The 19,626-nt window shown below is 46.6% G+C and carries 24 protein-coding genes and 5 tRNA genes; 28 read left to right on the plus strand and 1 reads right to left on the minus strand.

The window, feature by feature from the left end:
• Positions 1-6: 6 nt before the first annotated feature.
• Positions 7-696, minus strand: coding sequence for a ComF family protein (locus tag IT398_01885; protein MCC6290795.1), 690 nt, complete (start codon positions 694-696; stop codon positions 7-9).
• Between the two features lie 39 nt (positions 697-735).
• Between IT398_01885 and pilM the strand changes: the two genes are divergently transcribed.
• The 28 genes from pilM to ftsE all read left to right on the plus strand — a co-directional run bounded on the left by pilM (position 736) and on the right by ftsE (position 19,624).
• Positions 736-1,848: a type IV pilus assembly protein PilM gene (gene pilM / locus IT398_01890; protein MCC6290796.1), complete on the plus strand. Its 1,113-nt coding sequence runs from the start codon at positions 736-738 to the stop codon at positions 1,846-1,848.
• A 25-nt stretch (positions 1,849-1,873) separates the two neighbouring features.
• A complete protein-coding gene (locus IT398_01895) occupies positions 1,874-2,536 on the plus strand; it encodes a hypothetical protein (protein ID MCC6290797.1) in 663 nt (220 codons plus the stop codon).
• The gene (gene pilO / locus IT398_01900) at positions 2,533-3,075 is read left to right on the plus strand and encodes a type 4a pilus biogenesis protein PilO (GenBank protein MCC6290798.1); all 543 of its coding nucleotides are present in this window, start codon (positions 2,533-2,535) and stop codon (positions 3,073-3,075) included. Before IT398_01895 ends, pilO begins: the two co-directional genes overlap by 4 nt.
• A 14-nt stretch (positions 3,076-3,089) precedes the next feature.
• Positions 3,090-3,470 carry a hypothetical protein gene (locus IT398_01905; GenBank protein ID MCC6290799.1) on the plus strand — a complete coding sequence of 127 codons (381 nt, stop codon included), beginning with the start codon at positions 3,090-3,092 and terminating at the stop codon, positions 3,468-3,470.
• A gap of 5 nt (positions 3,471-3,475) precedes the next feature.
• Positions 3,476-5,041 carry a type II/IV secretion system protein gene (locus tag IT398_01910; protein MCC6290800.1) on the plus strand — a complete coding sequence of 522 codons (1,566 nt, stop codon included), beginning with the start codon at positions 3,476-3,478 and terminating at the stop codon, positions 5,039-5,041.
• 26 nt (positions 5,042-5,067) lie between these two features.
• Positions 5,068-5,460 carry a response regulator gene (locus IT398_01915; GenBank protein ID MCC6290801.1) on the plus strand — a complete coding sequence of 131 codons (393 nt, stop codon included), beginning with the start codon at positions 5,068-5,070 and terminating at the stop codon, positions 5,458-5,460.
• Positions 5,457-6,521 (plus strand): type IV pilus twitching motility protein PilT, encoded by a 1,065-nt coding sequence (locus IT398_01920; GenBank protein ID MCC6290802.1) that lies wholly within the window; start codon positions 5,457-5,459, stop codon positions 6,519-6,521. The genes IT398_01915 and IT398_01920 overlap by 4 nt, the downstream gene beginning before the upstream one ends.
• 7 nt (positions 6,522-6,528) lie before the next feature.
• Entirely contained in the window at positions 6,529-7,740 is a 1,212-nt protein-coding gene (locus tag IT398_01925) for a type II secretion system F family protein (GenBank protein MCC6290803.1), read from the plus strand.
• A gap of 152 nt (positions 7,741-7,892) precedes the next feature.
• Positions 7,893-8,345: a prepilin-type N-terminal cleavage/methylation domain-containing protein gene (locus IT398_01930; protein ID MCC6290804.1), complete on the plus strand. Its 453-nt coding sequence runs from the start codon at positions 7,893-7,895 to the stop codon at positions 8,343-8,345.
• 100 nt (positions 8,346-8,445) lie between these two features.
• Positions 8,446-8,961 carry a prepilin-type N-terminal cleavage/methylation domain-containing protein gene (locus tag IT398_01935; GenBank protein MCC6290805.1) on the plus strand — a complete coding sequence of 172 codons (516 nt, stop codon included), beginning with the start codon at positions 8,446-8,448 and terminating at the stop codon, positions 8,959-8,961.
• A gap of 48 nt (positions 8,962-9,009) precedes the next feature.
• Complete coding sequence (locus tag IT398_01940) at positions 9,010-9,600, plus strand: prepilin-type N-terminal cleavage/methylation domain-containing protein (protein ID MCC6290806.1); 591 nt, start codon at positions 9,010-9,012, stop codon at positions 9,598-9,600.
• 27 nt (positions 9,601-9,627) lie between these two features.
• Positions 9,628-10,404 (plus strand): prepilin peptidase, encoded by a 777-nt coding sequence (locus tag IT398_01945; protein MCC6290807.1) that lies wholly within the window; start codon positions 9,628-9,630, stop codon positions 10,402-10,404.
• A complete protein-coding gene (locus IT398_01950; GenBank protein ID MCC6290808.1) occupies positions 10,385-11,056 on the plus strand; it encodes a type II secretion system protein in 672 nt (223 codons plus the stop codon). The genes IT398_01945 and IT398_01950 overlap by 20 nt, the downstream gene beginning before the upstream one ends.
• Positions 11,047-11,610: a prepilin-type N-terminal cleavage/methylation domain-containing protein gene (locus IT398_01955; protein MCC6290809.1), complete on the plus strand. Its 564-nt coding sequence runs from the start codon at positions 11,047-11,049 to the stop codon at positions 11,608-11,610. The genes IT398_01950 and IT398_01955 overlap by 10 nt, the downstream gene beginning before the upstream one ends.
• Positions 11,611-11,613: 3 nt before the next feature.
• Positions 11,614-12,192: a hypothetical protein gene (locus IT398_01960; GenBank protein ID MCC6290810.1), complete on the plus strand. Its 579-nt coding sequence runs from the start codon at positions 11,614-11,616 to the stop codon at positions 12,190-12,192.
• A 1-nt stretch (position 12,193) separates the two neighbouring features.
• Positions 12,194-12,730 carry a pilus assembly PilX N-terminal domain-containing protein gene (locus tag IT398_01965; protein ID MCC6290811.1) on the plus strand — a complete coding sequence of 179 codons (537 nt, stop codon included), beginning with the start codon at positions 12,194-12,196 and terminating at the stop codon, positions 12,728-12,730.
• A 6-nt stretch (positions 12,731-12,736) separates the two neighbouring features.
• Positions 12,737-14,704 (plus strand): NAD-dependent DNA ligase LigA, encoded by a 1,968-nt coding sequence (gene ligA / locus IT398_01970; GenBank protein ID MCC6290812.1) that lies wholly within the window; start codon positions 12,737-12,739, stop codon positions 14,702-14,704.
• Positions 14,705-15,037: 333 nt separating this feature from the next.
• Entirely contained in the window at positions 15,038-15,280 is a 243-nt protein-coding gene (locus IT398_01975) for an aspartyl/glutamyl-tRNA amidotransferase subunit C (GenBank protein ID MCC6290813.1), read from the plus strand.
• Positions 15,277-16,578 (plus strand): Asp-tRNA(Asn)/Glu-tRNA(Gln) amidotransferase subunit GatA, encoded by a 1,302-nt coding sequence (gene gatA / locus IT398_01980; GenBank protein MCC6290814.1) that lies wholly within the window; start codon positions 15,277-15,279, stop codon positions 16,576-16,578. The genes IT398_01975 and gatA overlap by 4 nt, the downstream gene beginning before the upstream one ends.
• A complete protein-coding gene (locus IT398_01985; GenBank protein MCC6290815.1) occupies positions 16,575-17,117 on the plus strand; it encodes a hypothetical protein in 543 nt (180 codons plus the stop codon). The genes gatA and IT398_01985 overlap by 4 nt, the downstream gene beginning before the upstream one ends.
• Before the next feature lie 45 nt (positions 17,118-17,162).
• Positions 17,163-17,236 (plus strand) — tRNA-Met (locus IT398_01990).
• 13 nt (positions 17,237-17,249) lie between these two features.
• Positions 17,250-17,323 (plus strand) — tRNA-Met (locus IT398_01995).
• A gap of 31 nt (positions 17,324-17,354) precedes the next feature.
• Positions 17,355-17,431: transfer RNA gene (locus tag IT398_02000), tRNA-Asp, on the plus strand.
• Between the two features lie 28 nt (positions 17,432-17,459).
• The gene (locus tag IT398_02005) at positions 17,460-17,855 is read left to right on the plus strand and encodes an SET domain-containing protein (protein MCC6290816.1); all 396 of its coding nucleotides are present in this window, start codon (positions 17,460-17,462) and stop codon (positions 17,853-17,855) included.
• A 39-nt stretch (positions 17,856-17,894) separates the two neighbouring features.
• A tRNA-Thr gene (locus tag IT398_02010) sits at positions 17,895-17,969 on the plus strand.
• 12 nt (positions 17,970-17,981) lie between these two features.
• A tRNA-Thr gene (locus IT398_02015) sits at positions 17,982-18,057 on the plus strand.
• An 11-nt stretch (positions 18,058-18,068) separates the two neighbouring features.
• The gene (locus tag IT398_02020; protein ID MCC6290817.1) at positions 18,069-18,932 is read left to right on the plus strand and encodes a PCRF domain-containing protein; all 864 of its coding nucleotides are present in this window, start codon (positions 18,069-18,071) and stop codon (positions 18,930-18,932) included.
• 11 nt (positions 18,933-18,943) lie between these two features.
• Positions 18,944-19,624, plus strand: coding sequence for a cell division ATP-binding protein FtsE (gene ftsE, locus IT398_02025; GenBank protein MCC6290818.1), 681 nt, complete (start codon positions 18,944-18,946; stop codon positions 19,622-19,624).
• The last annotated feature ends 2 nt before the right edge of the window (positions 19,625-19,626 follow it).

Genomic DNA, 19,626 nt, shown 5'->3' on the forward strand with positions numbered 1-19,626 from the left:
TTGGTTTTAACCATGTGCCACCGCTATTGCAAAGACTCTTCTTGCGCCAGTGGTGAGTAAAACTTTTCTTGCTTCAGAAATTGTTGCGCCAGTGGTAATGACATCGTCAATCAAGATAACATTTCTATTTTTCACCTGATTCCTTCCAGATTCAGAAATAGCAAAAGCGTTGCGGGGATTATTTAAACGGGTATTACGATCTCTTGTTTTCATCTGGCTTGGTGTCTCACGGGTTTTTATTAAGATATTTTCCTGCAATTGCAGATTGGCAGGATCGAGACCGGCAAAATATTTTGCCAACACTTGCGCCTGATTGAAACCGCGTTCATTTTTTCGTTTTTCTGTCATTGGGACGGGGATTACGATGTAAGATTCTGGTTTGGGTATTTGTGGCGGTTGCCAGGCAGACAAACTCTCCGAGTAGTATTTGTATAGTGATTGGGCTAGATCATACGCCACCGCGCGAGCCCCACGATATTTAAGTTGCCAGATTGCTTGTTTAATTCGGACATCTTGATAATTAAATACCGCTTGGGTGTCCACGATTTCCAGTGGTTCGGCTTTGGGGATAAGCGCACGGCAGTTCGGGCAGAGGTAATAGTTTCTGGATCGACAGGATAAACAGCGGGCGGGTAGGACATAGTTGATAATTGTGGATAAGTGTGGCCACCAAGAGTAAGTCATTGCTTCTTTCATGATATAATAATTCAGTGGGCTGATGAAGCCTCCGTGTAAATGGCTAATCCGTTTGAGAAATTTCTGAATTTCACCAAGTTTGCTCTTTGGCAGAAGAAAAGCGTTCAGGTTCTTGGCATCGATGTCGGCGCGTCTTCGATTAAGGTTGTGCAATTGCGCAAGGAACATGGTCGAGCGGTGCTCGAGACTTATGGTGAAATTGCTACTGGGCCCTACCGTCAGCTTGCGGTGGGGCAAGCGGTTGTGCTTACACCAGATAAACTGGCGGAGGCGGTTAAGGACCTTTTTCGTGAAGCAAATGTGACCACGGCTTCGGCTTCTTTTGCCATACCGCTTGGCTCCAGTTTGCTGGTGATTATCGAGATCCCGCGCGTGAGTAGCAATGTTCTAGACAAAGTGGTGCCGATTGAGGCGCGCAAGTATATTCCAGTCCCGATTGGTGAGGTGGCGATTGATTGGTGGCCGATTCCACTTCAAGATATGAACCCCGAAGGTAAGAATCCTGACAAGCTAGAGATTCTTGTGGCGGCGATTCATAAGGGTGTAATCAGTCAATACCAAGATTTAGCCACAAGGATTTCAGTTGTGCCGTCGTTCTTTGAGATTGAAACCTTCAGTTCAATTCGCTCCGTCTTTTCTGGCGACATGACACCGACAGCGATTCTGGACATCGGTGCCGGCAGTACCAAGATGGCCATTCTGGATTATGGCATTGTTCACGTGTCGCACACGATTCATAAGGGCTCACAAGACATCACCGTTGCTCTCTCCCGAGAATTGAATGTAGACTTTGCCAAGGCCGAGGAGGTGAAGAGGACGGTGGGGCTGTCGGAACGCTTAGTTGGTGGGGGAGTATCGTCGACCATCAATAATTTAATGGAATATATTTTTGCTGAGGCTAATCGTGTTATTCTGGATTACCAGGTTAAACAGAAAAAGACGATTGGTCGGATTATCCTGATTGGCGGTGGTTCGTTGCTACAAGGATTAATTGATGTTGCGACAAAGAATTTTGAAATTCCAGTAGTGATCGGCAAGCCTTTTAATAAGGTGGAGTCCCCGCCATTTTTAGAGCCAGTACTTAATGAAGCGGGACCTGGATTTGCGGTGGCGATTGGATTGGCGCTCCGTCACTTACAGAACTTGGATTAATGTGATTTAATAAATAGAGTTCATCATGGATCGAGAAACACAAACATCATTTATTCCGAAGGCGGCTCTCAGTCGCAATATGGAGTTAGCGCCCCGGAGTGTCAGTTTCTTTACGGTCATCTCTATGTTCACCCTTTTTCTCTCAATCGCTTTCTGGGGGGGGACATTTGGCTACCGTCAGATATTGCAGAATCAGATTGAGGCACCGTGTTCTGAACGTTCCACAGTCACGGGCAATGAACAGAGTTGTGGATTAAGAGAGAGTATTAACCGCGAACGCCAGAATCTAGATCAGGCCACAACGGTTTTTCTCAAGCGTCTGAGCGACAAACTTTTGATTGGTAACGATTTGGTGCGTACCCACCAAACAGTCCTACCATTGCTCACTATGCTTGAGGAGCTAACTTTGCCATCAATTTATTACACCCGTTTTGCTTATAATGGTAAGACGATTACGATTGAGGGTCGCGCCTCGGGTTACGAAGATATTGCGGTCCAGACTCAAGTTCTTAGCCGTGACCGCGGAAGGATTAAGAGCTTTATCTTCTCCGATCTAGATTTAGATAGTTTTGGGAATGTAATTTTCAGATTAATTTTGAATGTGGAGCCGGAAGTTATTTCTTATACCCACGCACTTGGCGATACCACTATTAATAATTCTTCGGTCACTAATAATCCCTTGCCATGAAAAATTTTCTCCTTCCCCTTATCGTTTTGATTGCCGCCGTCGCCATTTTCTTCAGCCTCTCACGACCTCTGCTCGCGGACATCGCCGTTTTGCGTCTAGAGAAAGCCAAACTAGAAACCGGTTTGGATAATGCGCGTAAATTACAAGAAGTTCGTGACGAACTTATCAAGATTTCTCGCGAATTTCCCAAAGAAGACTTAGATCGTCTAAACAAAATGTTGCCTGACAACGTAGATAATGTCCGATTGATTATCGATATCAATAATCTGGCGCGTGGCTCGGGGATGTCTATTCGTAATATTAAGATCAAGTCTGATCAGGGGGGCACTGATCCGCAGGTGATTGCTGACAGTGGACAGAAAAAAGGCGCTGTTACCCTTGCTTTCTCGGTCGCCGGCCCCTATGCAAACTTTGAAGATTTTCTGCAGCGGTTGGCGCGGAGCTTGCGTCTGGTCGATGTAACTGACGTTTCCTTCAGCTCGAATGAGAAAAATTTCTACGAGTATAGCGTGGAGTTACAAACTTACTGGCTGAAATAAATCAACATAAAAATATGTCTGGAAATAAAATTATAACTAATCTCGGACTCCTTCTTCTCGCCGCGGTTCTGATTTACTTGGGGTATGGTTGGCTGGGTGGTTCTGATTCGTCATCGGACGCAGGACTGACAGCAGACGGGTTCAGTCAAGGGATTGATGGTGAAGATCCGTCCGACGAGTTTCTGGCAACACTTATTGGCCTACAGGAGCTCAATCTTAAGGGTGATGTTTTCAAAAGCCCTGTTTTCAAGGACCTAGAAGATCACAGTACCGTTTTGGTTGATCAGGCGCCCGGACGCCCTAACCCCTTTTCGCCGGTTAATTTTGAAGCGGTTCGCTCTGTGGGTTCGCGTAGCGCCACCAGTTCTACTTCGACAAGCACCAGCTCGCGTTAAAAACTATGGATTCAACGATTACCGTTCCCGTCGCAACAATTGAAGAGGGGAGTCGGATTCCCTTAGAGGTTTTAGAATATGTTCCGAAGAGCTCGGCGACGTATTATCAATTTGTGCCCCTAAGGGTAAGTGACGGTGTTCTGGAGGTGGGGATGATGGACAGCAATAATCTCGAGGCGCGCGATGCGATCCAGTTCATTGCCTCTAAGATTGGTCTTCCCTTTAAAATTTTTTCAATTGGTAAGGATGACTTCGAGCGGGCATTGAAGGGGTACGAGGGTCTTACCAGTCAAGTGACAAAGGCGCTGGGTGACCTTGATTCGGAGATCAAAAACGAGGAAAAAAAACAGAAGACAGAGTCCGGTTCCGATAAAAAAGAAGTGAAGATTGTGGAGGATGCACCAGTAACCAAGATTGTGGCTGTGATTCTTCAACACGCTTCGTCTGGGAATGCTTCCGATATTCATATTGAGCCCACACCAGAAAATGTCCGGGTAAGGTTTCGGGTAGATGGTTCACTTCACTCTAGCCTTTTCCTGCCCAGTTCGGTGCTCGATGCGGTTGTGGCGCGTATCAAGATTCTGACCAACATGAGATTAGATGAGCGACGCAAGCCGCAAGACGGCCGTTTCTCTGCTCGGGTAGAGGGGAGAAAGATTGATTTCCGTGTTTCTACAATGCCAACTTATTACGGTGAGAAGGTGGTAATTCGTATTCTGGATTCAGAACGACAGCTGCTCACCTTTAGTCAATTGGGTCTAACCCCAATCAATCTGAACACTTTCGAGCGCGCTCTTAAACGACCCTACGGAATGATTCTGGTTACGGGACCGACTGGTTCTGGAAAAACTTCCACGCTTTATTCTATGTTGCAAGTGATTGATCGGGAGAGCAATAACGTGGTGAGCCTGGAAGATCCGATCGAATATAGCGTTCCGGATGTCAGTCAGTCCCAAGTCAGACCAGAGATAAATTATACTTTTGCTAACGGCTTGCGCAGTATCTTGCGTCAGGATCCGGATATCATAATGGTCGGAGAAATTCGTGATTCAGAAACAGCTAAACTCGCAATTCAGGCGGCGCTAACTGGTCATCTTGTGCTTTCCACTCTCCACACCAATAATGCAGCCGGAGTCATCCCTCGTCTTGTCGATATGGGCATTGATCCCTATCTTATCGCCGCGACCCTTATTCTCGCCGTGGCGCAGAGACTAGTTCCTACCCTTTGCGCTGAATCTAAGCAAGAGGTTCCGCTTGATGGTGGTCTTCGGGCGGTAGTTGATAAATATCTAGAAGAGGTACCAGAGGAAGTCAAAAAGACAATTGAGATTCCGAAAAGCATCTTTCGTCCTCAACCATCACCAACTTGTTCTGCTGGGGTTCGTGGTCGGATGGCCGTTTTTGAAGTACTTGAAATGGATCACGAGTTTGAGCAACTAATGCTCTCCACGCCCACCGAAGAAGCTATTTCCTCACTGGCAAGAAAGAAAGGTTTCCTCACGATGCGGGAAGATGCCCTACTCAAGGCGTTTAAGGGTCTGATTTCCTTTGAAGAAGTGAGCAAGTTGTAATATAATAATGGAGACGGAATAAATCTATGAATATCTTAATCATTGATGACGACAAGTTCTTACTGGACATGTACTCGCTCAAGTTCAATGAGCTTGGTTTCCAGGTTTCCACCGCCACTGACGGCGAGGAAGCACTGGAAAAGGTCACAAATGGTCTCAACCCGGATATCTTTTTGATCGATATTCTAATGCCGAAGCTGGACGGCTTTCAGTTTATTGCCAAACTGAAAGAAAAAAACTTACCTCCAGAAACTATTTTGATAATTCTCTCCAATATGGGTCAACAGGCAGACATTGATCAGGGTTTGGCGCTTGGCGTAGACGGCTATATTGTGAAGGCGACGGCCACCCCCTCGGAGGTGGTGAGCAAAACGGTCGATATTGCCAATAGTAAGCACGCTAAGAATAAAAAAGTATGACCGATTACAAGCGAGATTTAGAGGAACTGGTTGTCACGGTTGTGAAAGAGGGGGCTTCGGATCTCCACCTCACCGTCGGTCGACATCCAACCATCCGCGTGTCTGGTGATTTGATTCCACTAGTTAATCGCCCGGTGTTAAAGCCAGAAGACACCATTGGCTTAATAACCGAGGTACTTTCACCGGAGAATAAGGAAGAGTTTTGGAAGAATAAAGAGATTGATTTTGCTTATTCTGCTTCTGCCAACGCGCGTTTCCGTGGGAATGGCTTCTTCCAACGCGGCTTTGTGGGTGCCGCCTTTCGCCTAATTCCGAATAAAATTTTGAGTCTCAAGGAGCTTAATTTACCCGAGCGTCTCGAGGAGTTTGCTCGACGGGAGCAGGGGTTCTTTCTCGCCGTTGGGCCTGTTGGTCAGGGTAAGTCCACCACGCTCGCTTCGCTTATTCAGATGATCAATCAGGAGAGAGCCGAGCATATTGTCACGATTGAAGATCCGGTTGAGTACCTCTTCCAGAATGACAAGTCCATTATTGATCAGCGCGAGGTTCGCTTTGATACTATGAGTTTTTCCAGAGCAATGCGCGGGATGTTTCGTGAAGATGTGAATGTGCTGATGTTGGGTGAGATGAGGAGTCCGGAGACAATCGCCGCCGCCGTGACGGCCGCGGAGACCGGTCACTTGGTGCTGTCTACTCTCCATACCAACTCTGCTTCACAGACGATTGATCGCATTATCGATTCTTTCCCCGCGAACCAACAGAACCAGATTCGGATTCAATTGGCCGGTTCATTGGCGGGAATATTTTCCCAACGCTTATTGCCCCGTATTTCTGGTGGGCAGGTACCAGCCTACGAACTTCTAATCAACAATAATGCTATTGCCAACCTTATTCGTGAAGGGCGAACAGCTGAAATTGATGTGGTAATTGAAACTGGTTCCGAGAACGGGATGATCAATCTGAATCAGTCTCTATCGGATCTGATTCGTCGGGGCGAAATTACCCAAGAAACAGCTTATCGTTATTCTCTCAATCCCAAAGGTTTGGGGCGAATGATTTAGAAATCTCATGCTATTTAATTATAAAGCGGTAACTAAGGAAAATCAGGCACAAGAGGGAAGCATTGACGCTCCGGGTTTGGAGTTGGCGATCTCCTCACTTCAACGTCGGGGTCTGATTATTCTAGATATCAAGGCGGCCGATGAAAGGGGGCGCGGTTTTCTCTCGCGTTACTTTATCTTTTCTCGTAAACCCAAGATGAAGGATGTTGTCCTGCTTTCGCGTCAGATTGCCACAATGTTTGAGGCGAAGGTCTCGGCCCTGGCCACCTTCCGCTTATTGGCGTCTGAAGTCGAAAGTCCGGTGCTGAAACGCGCCCTCACCGAGATTGCCGATGAGATCAATAGTGGTGTTCTTATCTCCACTGCGATGACCAAGCAGGAAGAAGTCTTCTCACCTTTCTATGTGAGTATGGTGAAGTCGGGTGAAGAATCCGGTAAATTATCGGAGGCGTTTAATTACTTGGCGGCCTATCTTGAGCGTTCTCACGGTCTGGTGAGCAAGGCCAAGAATGCGCTCATTTATCCAGCCTTCATCATCCTCTCCTTCATTGTGGTGATGATTTTGATGCTTGTTTTCGTGATTCCCAAACTTTCAGCTATCCTGAAGGAAACCGGACAGGCTATCCCAATCTATACTCGGGCGGTAATTGGTTTGAGTCAATTTTTCGTAGATTATGGCTTCTTCCTCTTGGCGGGACTTGTGGTCTTGTCCGTCTTCGTCGGCCGTTGGCTCCGGACAGACTCTGGTCGCCGTTCGCTCTCTTCCTTCAAGCTTTCCATCCCGTATGTGGGCAATCTCTATCAGAAACTCTATCTCTCAAGAATTTCCGATAACTTAAGCACAATGCTTACCTCCGGCATCTCGATGGTCCGCGCCCTGGAGATTACCTCTGAGGTTGTGGATAACGATGTCTATAAGGAAATTATGTTGAAATCAGCCGAATCGGTGAAGAATGGTAATCAGGTTTCTGCCGTAATGTCTAAGTATCACGAGGTTCCCTCAATTCTGGTTCAGATGTTTCGGGTTGGTGAAGAAACCGGTAAACTGGGCTCGATTCTAGAGACGATTGCCCGTTTCTACCAACGCGAGGTCTACGATGCCGTAGATACTCTGGTTGATCTGATTGAGCCGGCAATGATTGTGCTTCTTGGTGCGGGAGTGGGAATCTTGCTTACCTCTGTTCTGGTGCCAATTTATAACCTGGCTAGCGGTATTTAGTTGTCCACAGAGGCGTCTTTTGCCCTTATTCTCCATTGCCGTATAATTAAGCCCGTGATGGTCAAGCAATTTCTCGACGTTGACCGTTCGCCCGGTTTTGTTATTATTAGAAAAGTCGAAAGATTATTAAAAGTTAATCATATATGATGAAATTGAATCTTAAGAAAGGTTTTACCCTGATTGAGCTCTTGGTGGTTATCGCCATCATCGGTATTCTGTCAGGTATTGTGTTGAGTTCGCTCAATACGGCGAGAGGTAAGGGTCGGGATGCCGCTGTTCAGGCACAAATGGCAAACATGAGAAGTCAGGCAGAGTTGTTTTACTCAAATAACAACAACTATGGCACGGCTGTTGCTCTGGGTGCTTGTGTAAGTGCCGCTGGAACATTGATTGATTCTGCCAATACGTCCAGCTTGCACGCTCTGGTTCTTACTGGGGCTATTGCCGGGCAGAGTCCACAGTGTGTTGTTAATACAACAAACGCTGCCTGGGCGGTGTCTGCGCTTAAGCCCACCAATGCAGCGGAAAGTTTCTGTGTAAGTAATACTCAAGCAGTCAGCTCTGGGGGTAACCACATCGCCCAAGCTGCTGGGACTTGCTCCTAATTCGTATTCTTTCTGTTTTTCAAACAAAACCCCTTATGGGGTTTTGTTTTTGTCCACACTTGTTGTTGAATGATTTTAATCAGGATGTTAGAATATGGTGATGATTAAAAAAGGTTTTACAATTTTGGAAATTCTCATAGTTATAGCCATTGTTGGTACTTTGTCTGGGATTATACTCGTCTTTGTTTCTAGTGCTCGTACCAGTGCTGCCGATTCAACGATCAAATCTAGCTTGGGTAGCTTACGTAAGGAGGCGAGTATTTATTTCAATGACAGTTCTTTGGGTAACGGTCGTTACAACACAACGACGTTTTTGAAAAATAGCGTATGCCTGATTCCTGGTAATTCTTTCTGGGATGGTACATTTATTGCGAACGGTTCTCAGGGTGAAAAGTTGATAACCCAAGCTTTGAATGGTAGGGCGGCATCTTTGTCGAGATGTCTTATGGATTCTGCTGGTACTGGCTGGGCTGCCGCGGTAACTAGCGCGTCTAGTAACGGCCAGTATTTTTGTGCCGACCATTACGGCACCAATAAGATTACACAGACTGGTTTGTCACTGCTCACACTTCTTCAGGCGGCTTCGGGGAATGGAGGTATTCCCATTTGTCCGTAGTTCTGGGGCTGGTTTTTGTCCGGGGTGCTATTATCTACACACAGTCTTATGTCAGGAAAAGCAGGCTTCACTCTGATTGAAATCCTAATTGTCATTGCGATAATTGGTCTCTTGTCTGGAATTGTCGTGGTGTTCTTGTCGGGTGCTAGGGGTAGAGGATATGACGTGGCTATTAAATCTAGTTTGAAGGAGATTAGAAATCTGGCAGAAATCTATTATTCGGAGAATGGACAGTATGTCAGTATTCCCTGTGGTGTTTCTGGTATAACACCTGGTATCGCTGGGGCCCTAAGAAGTTGCATTCTTTCTACGGTCAGTACTTATTGTCGACATAGTTCCGTGACACCATTTAGCGTTTTCAAGGACGTTAATGTGCTTGCCCGCGCCAGAGAAGCTTGTAATGCAAGCGGAGGGTCAAATTGTGATACTTCTGGTGGGTCAACTGATAATACCTTTTGTAAGGCCAGTAATAATGACTGGGCTGTAGCGGTTAAATTGCGTTCGGATTCCAGTCAGTGGTGGTGTGTCGACAGTAGTGGTGCGAACATCCAAACATCTGGGAGCAATGCTGATAATGGTGGCTCTGGCTCACTAACTCCAATAAATAGGATCAATAGTGGGCCCGCCACCTGTCAGTAGAGTTTTCTTTTGTGTTATAATAATCCCGTGGCGAGCTTTCCTCATCTAACAGTTTTTGTTCTAGGGTTGATCGTTGGCAGTTTTCTTAATGTTGTAATTTATCGTTACAATACCGGAAGGAGTGTGGCTCGTGGTCGTTCGCGATGTCTGGCCTGCTCGCGCAATCTGCACTGGTTTGAACTGGTGCCAGTGGCGAGCTTCATTGCCCTGCGGGGGCGTTGTCGGCGGTGTTTGAGCGGTATCTCGTGGCAATATCCGCTGGTCGAGCTGGTTACCGGCTTACTCTTTCTTCTCGCCAGTTGGCAATTCGGCATCAACCCCGCTTCTTGGCCTCTGCTTGCGGTTTATCTTGTTATCCTCTCGCTCTTGGTGGTGATTACGGTCTATGACTTTCGCCACAAGATTATTCCGGACGGTCTCGTTTACGCCTTCATCATTTTCTCTATTTTACCTGTTCTTTTCACGCGGGAGGGTGTAATAATTTTTAATCATCTTCTTGCCGGCCTCGCTCTCTTTGCCTTCTTCTTCTTACTCTGGGCGGTTTCTCGTGGTCGGTGGATGGGCTTTGGCGACGCCAAACTGGCTCTTGGGGTGGGCTTCTTGCTTGGCTTAACTGGTGGTGTTTCGGCCATTGTGTTTGCTTTCTGGTTTGGAGCCTTGGTCAGCGTCTGCGTTCTCATCTACGGACAATTGTCTGGTCGGGCGAAGTTTGGTTTGAAGAGCGAGGTGCCCTTTGCCCCCTTTATCGTTCTCGGATTATTCCTGAATCTTTTCTTTCATCTCAATGTCATTGCCCTTTTTTAAAAACAAGAATTTACAGAGCGGCTTCACGCTTGTGGAGATGGTTACGGTCGTGGCGATTATTGTCATCATGACGATTGTCGTTCTCGCCAATTTTCCGGAATTTCGAGACCGTTCTTCTCTCGAGTTGGTGGCGCAAGAGGTGGCGTTGGTTGTTCGGCAGGCGCAGGCCTTTGGCACCAATACGAGGGCCGCTTCTTTCTCCACGCTGGAGTTTCCTTCCTACGGCCTTTATTTCAATGTGAATGCGCCACCCGGTGCCGTATTCCAGTCCAATGATTCATTCCGGTTATTTGCCGACGACCCTAGCCAGACTGGCTCTATTGGCCGCTACAGTGATGGAGAGGTTCCTTGTACTCCGGGCACCACCGAGTGTCGGGAGGTGTATCGTCTTCCAACTGGAATAACTTTCACAAAACTGGAAACATGTCAGAGTTCTGGCCCTTGTAGCAATATTACGGCGACCAATGCTCTAAATATTGTTTTCGCCCGCCCCAATCCAGAGGCGGCCTTCGTCAGCGAATCGGGTTCGAATCTCTGCGGTGGTTCTTGCAGTTATGCTAAAATTACTTTGAGTTCCGTTCGAGCTGGTACGACACAGTGCGTCTACATTTGGGCCACTGGCCATATTTATACCAAACCATCATGTCCATAAAAAAATCTGGCTTCACTCTGGTCGAGATAATGGTTGCCGTTTCCATTTTTACCGTTGTGGCGGTGATTGCGACTGGCGCGGTGATAACCGCCAATAATATAAACAAGAGGTCCCAGGCAATTAAGCTGGTGGTGGATAACCTCAACTTCGCTCTCGATAGTCTGACGCTCAAGTTGAAGCAGGGCGGGGGTTACTACTGCGATAGTGATGCCACCAATGTCTATCCGGTTGGAGCTGATTCCCGTAATTGTTCTGGGGAGTCAAGGCTTGCCTTTAGGGTTGAAGATGGTGCCGGTAGCTACGACTATTACATCTATCTTTTCTCTGGAAATAAACTTCAATTTTCGAAGGGTGTTGGATCAAGCGCGTCAATGTCGCCGCTTGTCCCGATTACGGCCGATGACGTGAACATTAATTCCGGTCGATTTTATGTTTTTGACAACGGCTTACCCGATAAACAACCCCGCGCGCTAATTAGTGTTTATGGTACTGCCACAGCGGGGAAGCAATCCAGTAGTTTCGCCGTTGAGACAACCGTTTCAGATCGACGTTAGAATATGAAAAAAATAAAGAAAAATTTGTCCACCGGTCTCACTTTGATTGAAACATTAGTTGCCATCACTATTCTTGTCGTTGGGGTGTTGGGTCCGCTAAATATTGCCTCCCGCGGAATCGGTGACGGTATCTTCGCGGCCAACCAATTAGCGGCGAACTATCTTGCCCAAGAAGCATTGGAAGTGATAATCAACAAGCGCTATGCCACTATTCGTAAGGCGCAATACACCACGATTCCCGACTGGACTATTGATGCTGGTTTAAGCACTTGTATGTCATCTGGTAACCACTGCGGTGTTAATTCTCTTACCGCTGCTCTTACGGCGGATTGTGGTAGTCTCACGGGGCCATCGAATAATTCCTGTGCACTGGTTTTCAATATCACTAATGGGATATATCAATCGCCCACAACTTTGCCGGTTGAGAATCGTGGCACCGTATTCAATCGCTCGGTGAAGATTTCGGCAGTTGACGCGGCGAGCCCCCCCAACGAAATCAAGGTTACGGTGACGGTAAAATGGAACAATAAGAATGTTCCTAGAACGCTAACGATTGTCGAACACCTATTCAGTAAAGGATAATATGGCAAATAATTATCAAAAAAAACAAGGCGTGGTTATTCTATTCGCGATTCTACTCGTCTCAATTGTTTTAACGGTTGGTTTAACATTACTCAACATTACCTTACGACAATTAATTTTGTCATCACTGGCGCGCGAATCGCAATTTGCTTTTTATGCGGCCGATAGCGCTCGAAATTGTGCCAGGTATTACGACAGTATTGATCCCGCCGACCAGAGGCCGTTTGGCTACTTTACTACCAGTGGCGGATTACTCTATGTTCCGCCGACGTCTACTTCTCTAACTTGCGGTGCTTCGTCCACAATGCTACCAGCTGTTGATGGGTCAGACACCGTTACCTTCAAGTTCGTGGTTGCCTTCAATGATGGGGCTAGCCCGGCAAAAGAGAGTTGCGCGAATGTGACAGTTGTTAAGTTTAAGGCTACTGGAAAAACTGATATTAAATCTCGTGGTTACAATAGTTATGGGTCCAACAATTTCGACTGTTACCAGCCGGGGGATCGCACCGTGGAACGAGCTTCCTCTATGGTATACTAGCTCGCGATGAAAGAGCGAATTGAGAAACTTCGGCGTCTAATAGAGCATCACCGTTATCAGTACCATGTTTTAGATCGACAGGAGATTTCGGATGAGGCATTGGATTCTCTGAAGGATGAGTTGGTTAAGTTGGAGGCTCGCCACCCGGAACTGATTACACCAGATTCTCCGACCCAGCGTGTGGCTGGAATGCCACTGCCCCAGTTCAAGAAAGTGCGCCATCTGATATCGCAGTGGTCGTTCAACGACGCGTTTACGGAGGAGGATATCAAAAATTTTGATGAAAGAGTGAGAAAAGTGTTGGGCTCTCAAGTTGGTTATGTTTGTGAGCTGAAGATTGATGGTTTCAAGATTGTTTTAACCTATAAAAATGGTTTATTGGAGACCGCTGCTACTCGCGGTGATGGTGTGGTGGGCGAGGATGTTACCAGTAATGTGCGCACGATCGAATCTATACCGCTAAGACTAAGAGAGAATCTGGATGTGGTTGTGGAGGGTGAAATCTGGCTCAGTAAAGAGAGTTTTGCACAACTGAATAAGGAAAAGAGGAAAAGAGGTGAGGAATTGTATGCCAACCCGCGTAATGTGGCGGCGGGCACGATTCGCCAACTTGACCCCAGAATTGTGGCCACACGGAAACTAGATAGTTTTATCTACGATTTGTCACAGTCTGGTTCCAGCTTGCCCGATACCCAGAGCGAGGAATTAGAAAAACTTAAAGAGCTGGGTTTTAAGGTGAACAAAAATTTCAAATTTTGTCGAGATATTGATGCGGTCATTAAATATTGGCGGGATTGGGAGAAGAGAAAAGATGCCTTGCCGTATAAGGTGGACGGCATTGTGGTGAAGGTAAATAAACGAAACGAGCAAGAGAGGTTGGGTTATACCGGCAAGGCGCCACGATTTGCCATTGCCCTTAAGTTTAGGGCCGAGGAGGCCACGACCGTGGTAGAGGATATTAGATTCCAAATTGGCCGAATGGGAACGGTCACTCCCGTCGCTTACCTGCGTCCAGTTTTCCTCGACGGCTCGACGGTTTCGCGGGCCACTCTGCACAATGAAGATGAAATAAGAAAGTTAGATGTTCGCATCGGCGATACGGTAATCATTCGGAAAGCGGGTGATATTATCCCCGACATAATTCAGGTTTTGCCGGAGTTGCGCCCAAGAGGTTCTCGCTCTTTCGTGTTTCCGAAAAGCTTGCCCGGTGCCGGGAAAATCGAACGCGTATCTGGTCAGGCGGCGTATCGCGTGGTTGGCAATAATTCAAAGGCGCAGATTAAACGTCGTTTCCATCACTTTGTTTCTAAACACGCTTTCGACATTGATCACTGTGGTCCGAAGATGATTGATCTATTGTTGGAAAATAATTTAATCTCTACCTTTGCCGATATTTTTAAATTAAAACAATCAGACCTAATTAAATTACCGAGGCTGGCAGAAAAATCGATTGGTAATTTATTAACAGCGATAGAGAAGAGTCGAAAGGTAACACTGGCTCGTTTTCTCGTCTCTCTTTCTATTCCCCAAGTGGGTGAGGAGACCGCAGAAGATCTGGCGCAGAATTTTGGCAGTCTTGAAAAGATAAAAAATGCTAGCCAGTCTGACTTAGAGAAAATTGAAAATGTGGGCGGAATCGTTGCTCAGGCGGTGGTTAACTGGTTCGGAGAGCCGGAGAACAAAAAGGCCCTCGCTGACTTGTTGGGTGAAGTAAAAATTGCGAAACAAGAGAAGGCAACACAGAGAAAATTAGCCGGTAAAACTTTTGTCCTTACGGGAACGATGAAAAGTCTCTCGCGCGAAGAGGCAAAAATGGAAATTAAAAATTTGGGCGGAAGCGTATCCGGTTCGGTTTCTGAAAAGACTGATTATGTTGTGGTGGGGGAGAATCCCGGTTTGAAAATGAATAAGGCAAGAAATCTGGGTGTGAGTATTTTGTCCGAGAGTGCCTTCTTGAAAATTCTAGGAAAATAAAAAAACAGCAGGGGAATCAACCCCTGCTGTCCGTGGTGGTTTTATCGGCTGAGAAAGACTGTTAAACAGCAGATGACCGAGACCACGAGTCCAATTGTGCCCGCCAAGCTCGATTTGGCGTTATTCCTGCCGAAAGAAAGTGCGGTGTCAAGGCAGAAAACCAGAAACCCCAAAAGACAGACGACAAACAAAAATGTCTCGGCTCCTTCCGTTATCATCCGTTAATCCTCCAAAGTGGAAAGTCCAATTGTCACAAGCCGTTTATATATTTATCAAATTTATTGACAAAAGTCAAATACGAGAATTATCCTGACTTTGTGTTAAAATGAAATAGTGATTACCAATGACGAGGTAAGGAATCTGGCAAACCTGGCGCGGATCGGGCTAACCCCAGAGGAAGAAACAAAACTGACCAGCGAGCTGGGTCAGATTCTTAATTATGTGGGAGAATTAGGTGCCGCCGTGGGTGAGACGGTGAACGACCTAGGCGAGAATAAGAATAATTTACGAGAGGATGGTGAACCATTGCCGGCCCTAGAGAAAGGGGAGTTTGTGAAAGTGAAGAAAATTTTATGAGTTATCCGGAAATAGACAATGCGCAGCTGAACGCTTTCTTGGAAGTTTTTGCTGATGTCGCGGAGCAGAAGAGAGTTCAATCTGGAGAGACGGGTCCACTTGCCGGCTTGAAGATTGCGGTGAAGGATAACATTTTAATCAAGGGAAGGATTAGCTCATCGGGGTCCAAGATTTTGAGTAATTATATAGCAAGCTATGACGCGACGGTAATCAAGAAGTTGCGTGAAGCGGGGGCAGTCTTTGTTGGCCGTACTAATATGGATGAATTTGCAATGGGAGCATCAACGGAGAACTCGGCGTACGGGGTTACGAAAAATCCGCATGATTTGAGTCGCGTGGCGGGTGGATCATCTGGTGGGTCAGCCGCGGTCGTTGCCGCCGGTCTGGCTGATGCGGCTCTTGGTTCTGATACCGGTGGTTCTATTCGCCAGCCAGCCAGTTTCTGTGGAGTAGTTGGGTTGAAACCAACCTATGGTCGCGTATCGCGCTTTGGTCTTACTGCCCTCGCCTCTTCTCTAGATCAAATTGGTCCAATTGCTAAAACCGTGAACATGGTGGAGAAAATTTATCAGGTGATTGCTGGCTATGACGAGAATGATGCCACGAGTGTGGACGCTAAATTTTTTGAAACAAAAAAAGATGAGAAGCTAAAGATTGGTGTACCTAGACACCTGCTCGCGTCTGGGGTTGATCCGGAAGTTCTTCAAAATTTTGAGGATACGTTGAAAAAATTAGCTCGTTTGGGTCACGAAGTGATTGATATTGAATTGCCCGCCGTGAAATATGCCATTGCTTGTTATTACATCATTATGCCAGCGGAGGCATCCACCAACCTCTCGCGCTTTGATGGCTTGCGTTATGGCCTGAAGAAAGAGGGAGAGAATCTGCTTGATGATTATTTGCAAACACGAGGAACAGGGTTCGGCTCGGAGACGCGACGGAGAATAATTCTGGGTACCTATGTTTTATCCTCTGGCTACTATGACGCTTATTATGGTCAGGCGACACGGGTGCGTGGTTTCATCAAGCAAGATTTCGTCCGAGCCTTCCAGCGGGTGGACGCGATCGCTCTTCCAACCGCACCCACCACCGCTTTCAAAATTGGCGAGAAGGCGAATGACCCACTGCAAATGTATCTGGCCGATGTTTTCACCTCTCCCGCCAATTTAGCCGGTTTACCCGCAATTTCTATTCCCTCCGGTAAGGATAGCAACAATTTGCCGATCGGTTTCCAGCTCATCGCTCCACCGTGGCGTGAAGACAGGTTGTTTGCCCTCGGCCTTCAAATTGAATCATGATTATCAAATATTTTAATCTACAATATTTCTACAATCTAATATATCGGCTAATCACCAGTCCGTGGTATTTAGAAGTGCCTGTCTGGTTTCCGCTCGTTTGGCTTCTTGTCATCATTGCCCTGTGGATTGCCATTGTCGCGATTGCCCTAAAAATATATCGACAACGCAAAGAAGAGTCGGCTGATCTAGAGTTTCTCTTGAAAAATAAGTCAGCCGAGCCGGTGGAGAAGAATGACCGGTGGGAGAAGGTTCTGAAATATTTGGAATCAGAAAATCCAGCAGAATGGAAATTGGCGATTATCGAAGCGGATACAATGCTTGACGATTTAGTTAAGTCGCTTAAGCCGGTGGGGGAGAATCTGGGTGAAAGATTGAAAAGTATTGAACCGAGCGACTTCCTGACCATTCAAGAAGCGTGGGACGCACATAAGGTTCGTAATCGTATTGCTCATGAATCCGATTTTCAACTCTCTCGTCACGAGACCTCACGGGTGATCGGTTTATTCCGCCAAGTGTTTGAGGAGTTCAAATATATCTAGTTCACCTAGCCTTTTTCATTCAATGTGCTAGAATGTAGTCCACTCTGCGGGGTAGAGTAACAGTAATTCGCGAGGCTCATAACCTTGAGATCTTGGTGCAAATCCAGGCCCCGCAACCAGCCAGAAAATTAAGTCGGCGTAGCTCAGTTGGTTAGAGCGTGGGACTCATAAGCCCAAGGTCGCTGGTTCGATTCCAGCCGCCGACACCGTTTTTTAATAGAATTTGAAAAACGAAACGCGGCCGTAGCTCAACTGGTTAGAGCACTCGCCTGTCACGCGAGAGGTTGCCGGTTCAAGTCCGGTCGGCCGCGCCAACGATATCTAGACCAACATACTTTTGATATGGATATTACTAATGAGTTCTCGTTTGTGCTAAAGCCATCGCAACATGGTATTGGAGTTTTTGCTGTTCATAAAATCTTGAAAGATACTCATCTTCGTCTTTTTGGAGATAATGAGACATTGGATTTGCGTTCCATTGCTCGTCCAAAAGAAAATGTTCCAAACCCATTTCACTCTTATTGTATGGAAAGAAAAGGTGCATTGATTTGTCCAGAAGATTTTGGGCGGATGCATGTTGGTTGGTATCTGAATCATTCAAAAAACCCGAATACCCGTCGGGACGAAGATTTTAAATGGTATTCTTCAAGAGATATTGAAGCTGGAGAAGAAGTATTGATTGACTACAATTCTCTTGAAGAGCCAGATGAAGCAAAGGAGGATTATTACAAATCCTAAGATGGCTTTTTCTCGCTTTTTATAGTAAATTTGTGGGGCGCCAGAGTAGTTCAGTGGTAGAACGCCATCTTGGTAAGATGGAGGTCGAGAGTCCGATTCTCTCCTCTGGCTCCAGTTTTTTGAAAAGCCACCTTAGCTCAGCTGGTAGAGCACCACTTTCGTAAAGTGGGGGTCCCCGGTTCAATCCCGGGAGGTGGCTCCAGAGTCAGAATTATGAATAAACAAGAAATTAGTCAGAAAATAGAAGAGTTGGAGAGCGAAATGCAGAAAGCCGGTTTCTGGTCCGACAAGATTAGGGCGCAAGAAGTGATTAAGATGGTGGCGGAGATGAAGCAGGATTTATTGGGGGGAGAGAAGTATGATTCGGGTAATGCGGTGATTACCATTTTCTCCGGAGCAGGCGGAGATGATGCTGAAGATTTCTCGGCCATGCTATTACGGATGTATCAACGTTTCGCTGAGAAGCGCGGTTTCGGTATGAGTCTCATTCATGAGAACCAGAATGACCACGGCGGCTATCGGAATATCACTTTCTTGATGCAAGGAAAAGGGGCTTATGGTATATTGAAGAATGAGTCTGGTGTTCACCGACTCGTTCGTGTCTCACCATTCAACGCCAAGCAGGCGCGGCACACCTCTTTCTCGCTGGTGGAAGTAATTCCCGAGATGAAGAAGAGTGAACTGGTGAAAATTTTACCCGATGATTTGAAAATAGAATTCTCTCGTTCAAGCGGTCCGGGCGGACAGAATGTGAATAAGCGAGAGACGGCGGTTCGGATTGTTCATCTGCCCACAGGACTCTCGGCTCACTCTGGGGCGGAGCGTTCTCAGGAACGTAATCGGGAAAGGGCGCTTCAGATTCTCTCTGGTAAACTTTATCGTCGTCAGGAAGAAGAGCGCGAGGCGAAGGAGAAGGGGATGTATATCTCCAAGACGACAGAAATTGAATGGGGGAATCAGATTCGGTCTTACGTTCTACATCCATACAAGATGGTTAAGGATCATCGTAGCGGGGTAGAAACCAATCAAGTTGATAAAGTTTTGGACGGTGAGATTGATTTGTTTTTGTCTCAATAAAAAATTTCCTAATGATTTACTTTGATAAAGTCAGTAAGATTTATCCCGACAGCTCGGTTGGTCTTGAGGAGGCGACCTTTACCGTTGAGCCGGGACAGTTTGTTTCCATTGTTGGTCATTCTGGCGCTGGCAAGTCCACCCTTCTCAAGATGATTCTGGCGGAAGAGAAACCATCGGCAGGTAAAGTCTTCTTCAACTCATTAGATATTCATGAATTGCCGCCAAGAGAGGTGCCAGAATTGCGCCGGCGTATCGGGAGTGTGTTTCAAGATTTCCGTCTCTTACCGAACAAGACCATTTTTGAGAATATCGCTTTCGTAATGGAGACGGCTGGTCGCACCGACGAAGAGATTGCCGCTGATGTGCCCCACGTGCTTGAACTCGTTGGCCTTGAACACAAGATCTGGAGTTTCCCGTCGCAACTCTCCAGTGGTGAAAGACAAAGGGTCGCAATTGCTCGGGCAATTGTGAATCAGCCGGAACTTCTTCTTGCCGATGAACCCACCGGTAATCTTGATCCCATCAACACCTTTGAAATCATCGATATTATGAGTAAAATTAATGCGCTTGGTACGACGGTAATTATGACCACACACAATAAGGGGGTAATTGATAGTCTCGGACGACGTGTGATCACGCTGGAAAAAGGTCGGATTACTCGGGACGACAAATCTGGTAAGTATGTTTTATAAAA

It is taken from the genome of Candidatus Nomurabacteria bacterium, assembly GCA_020847275.1.
Taxonomy (GTDB): domain Bacteria; phylum Patescibacteriota; class Minisyncoccia; order Phycocordibacterales; family JACOZG01; genus JADLCI01.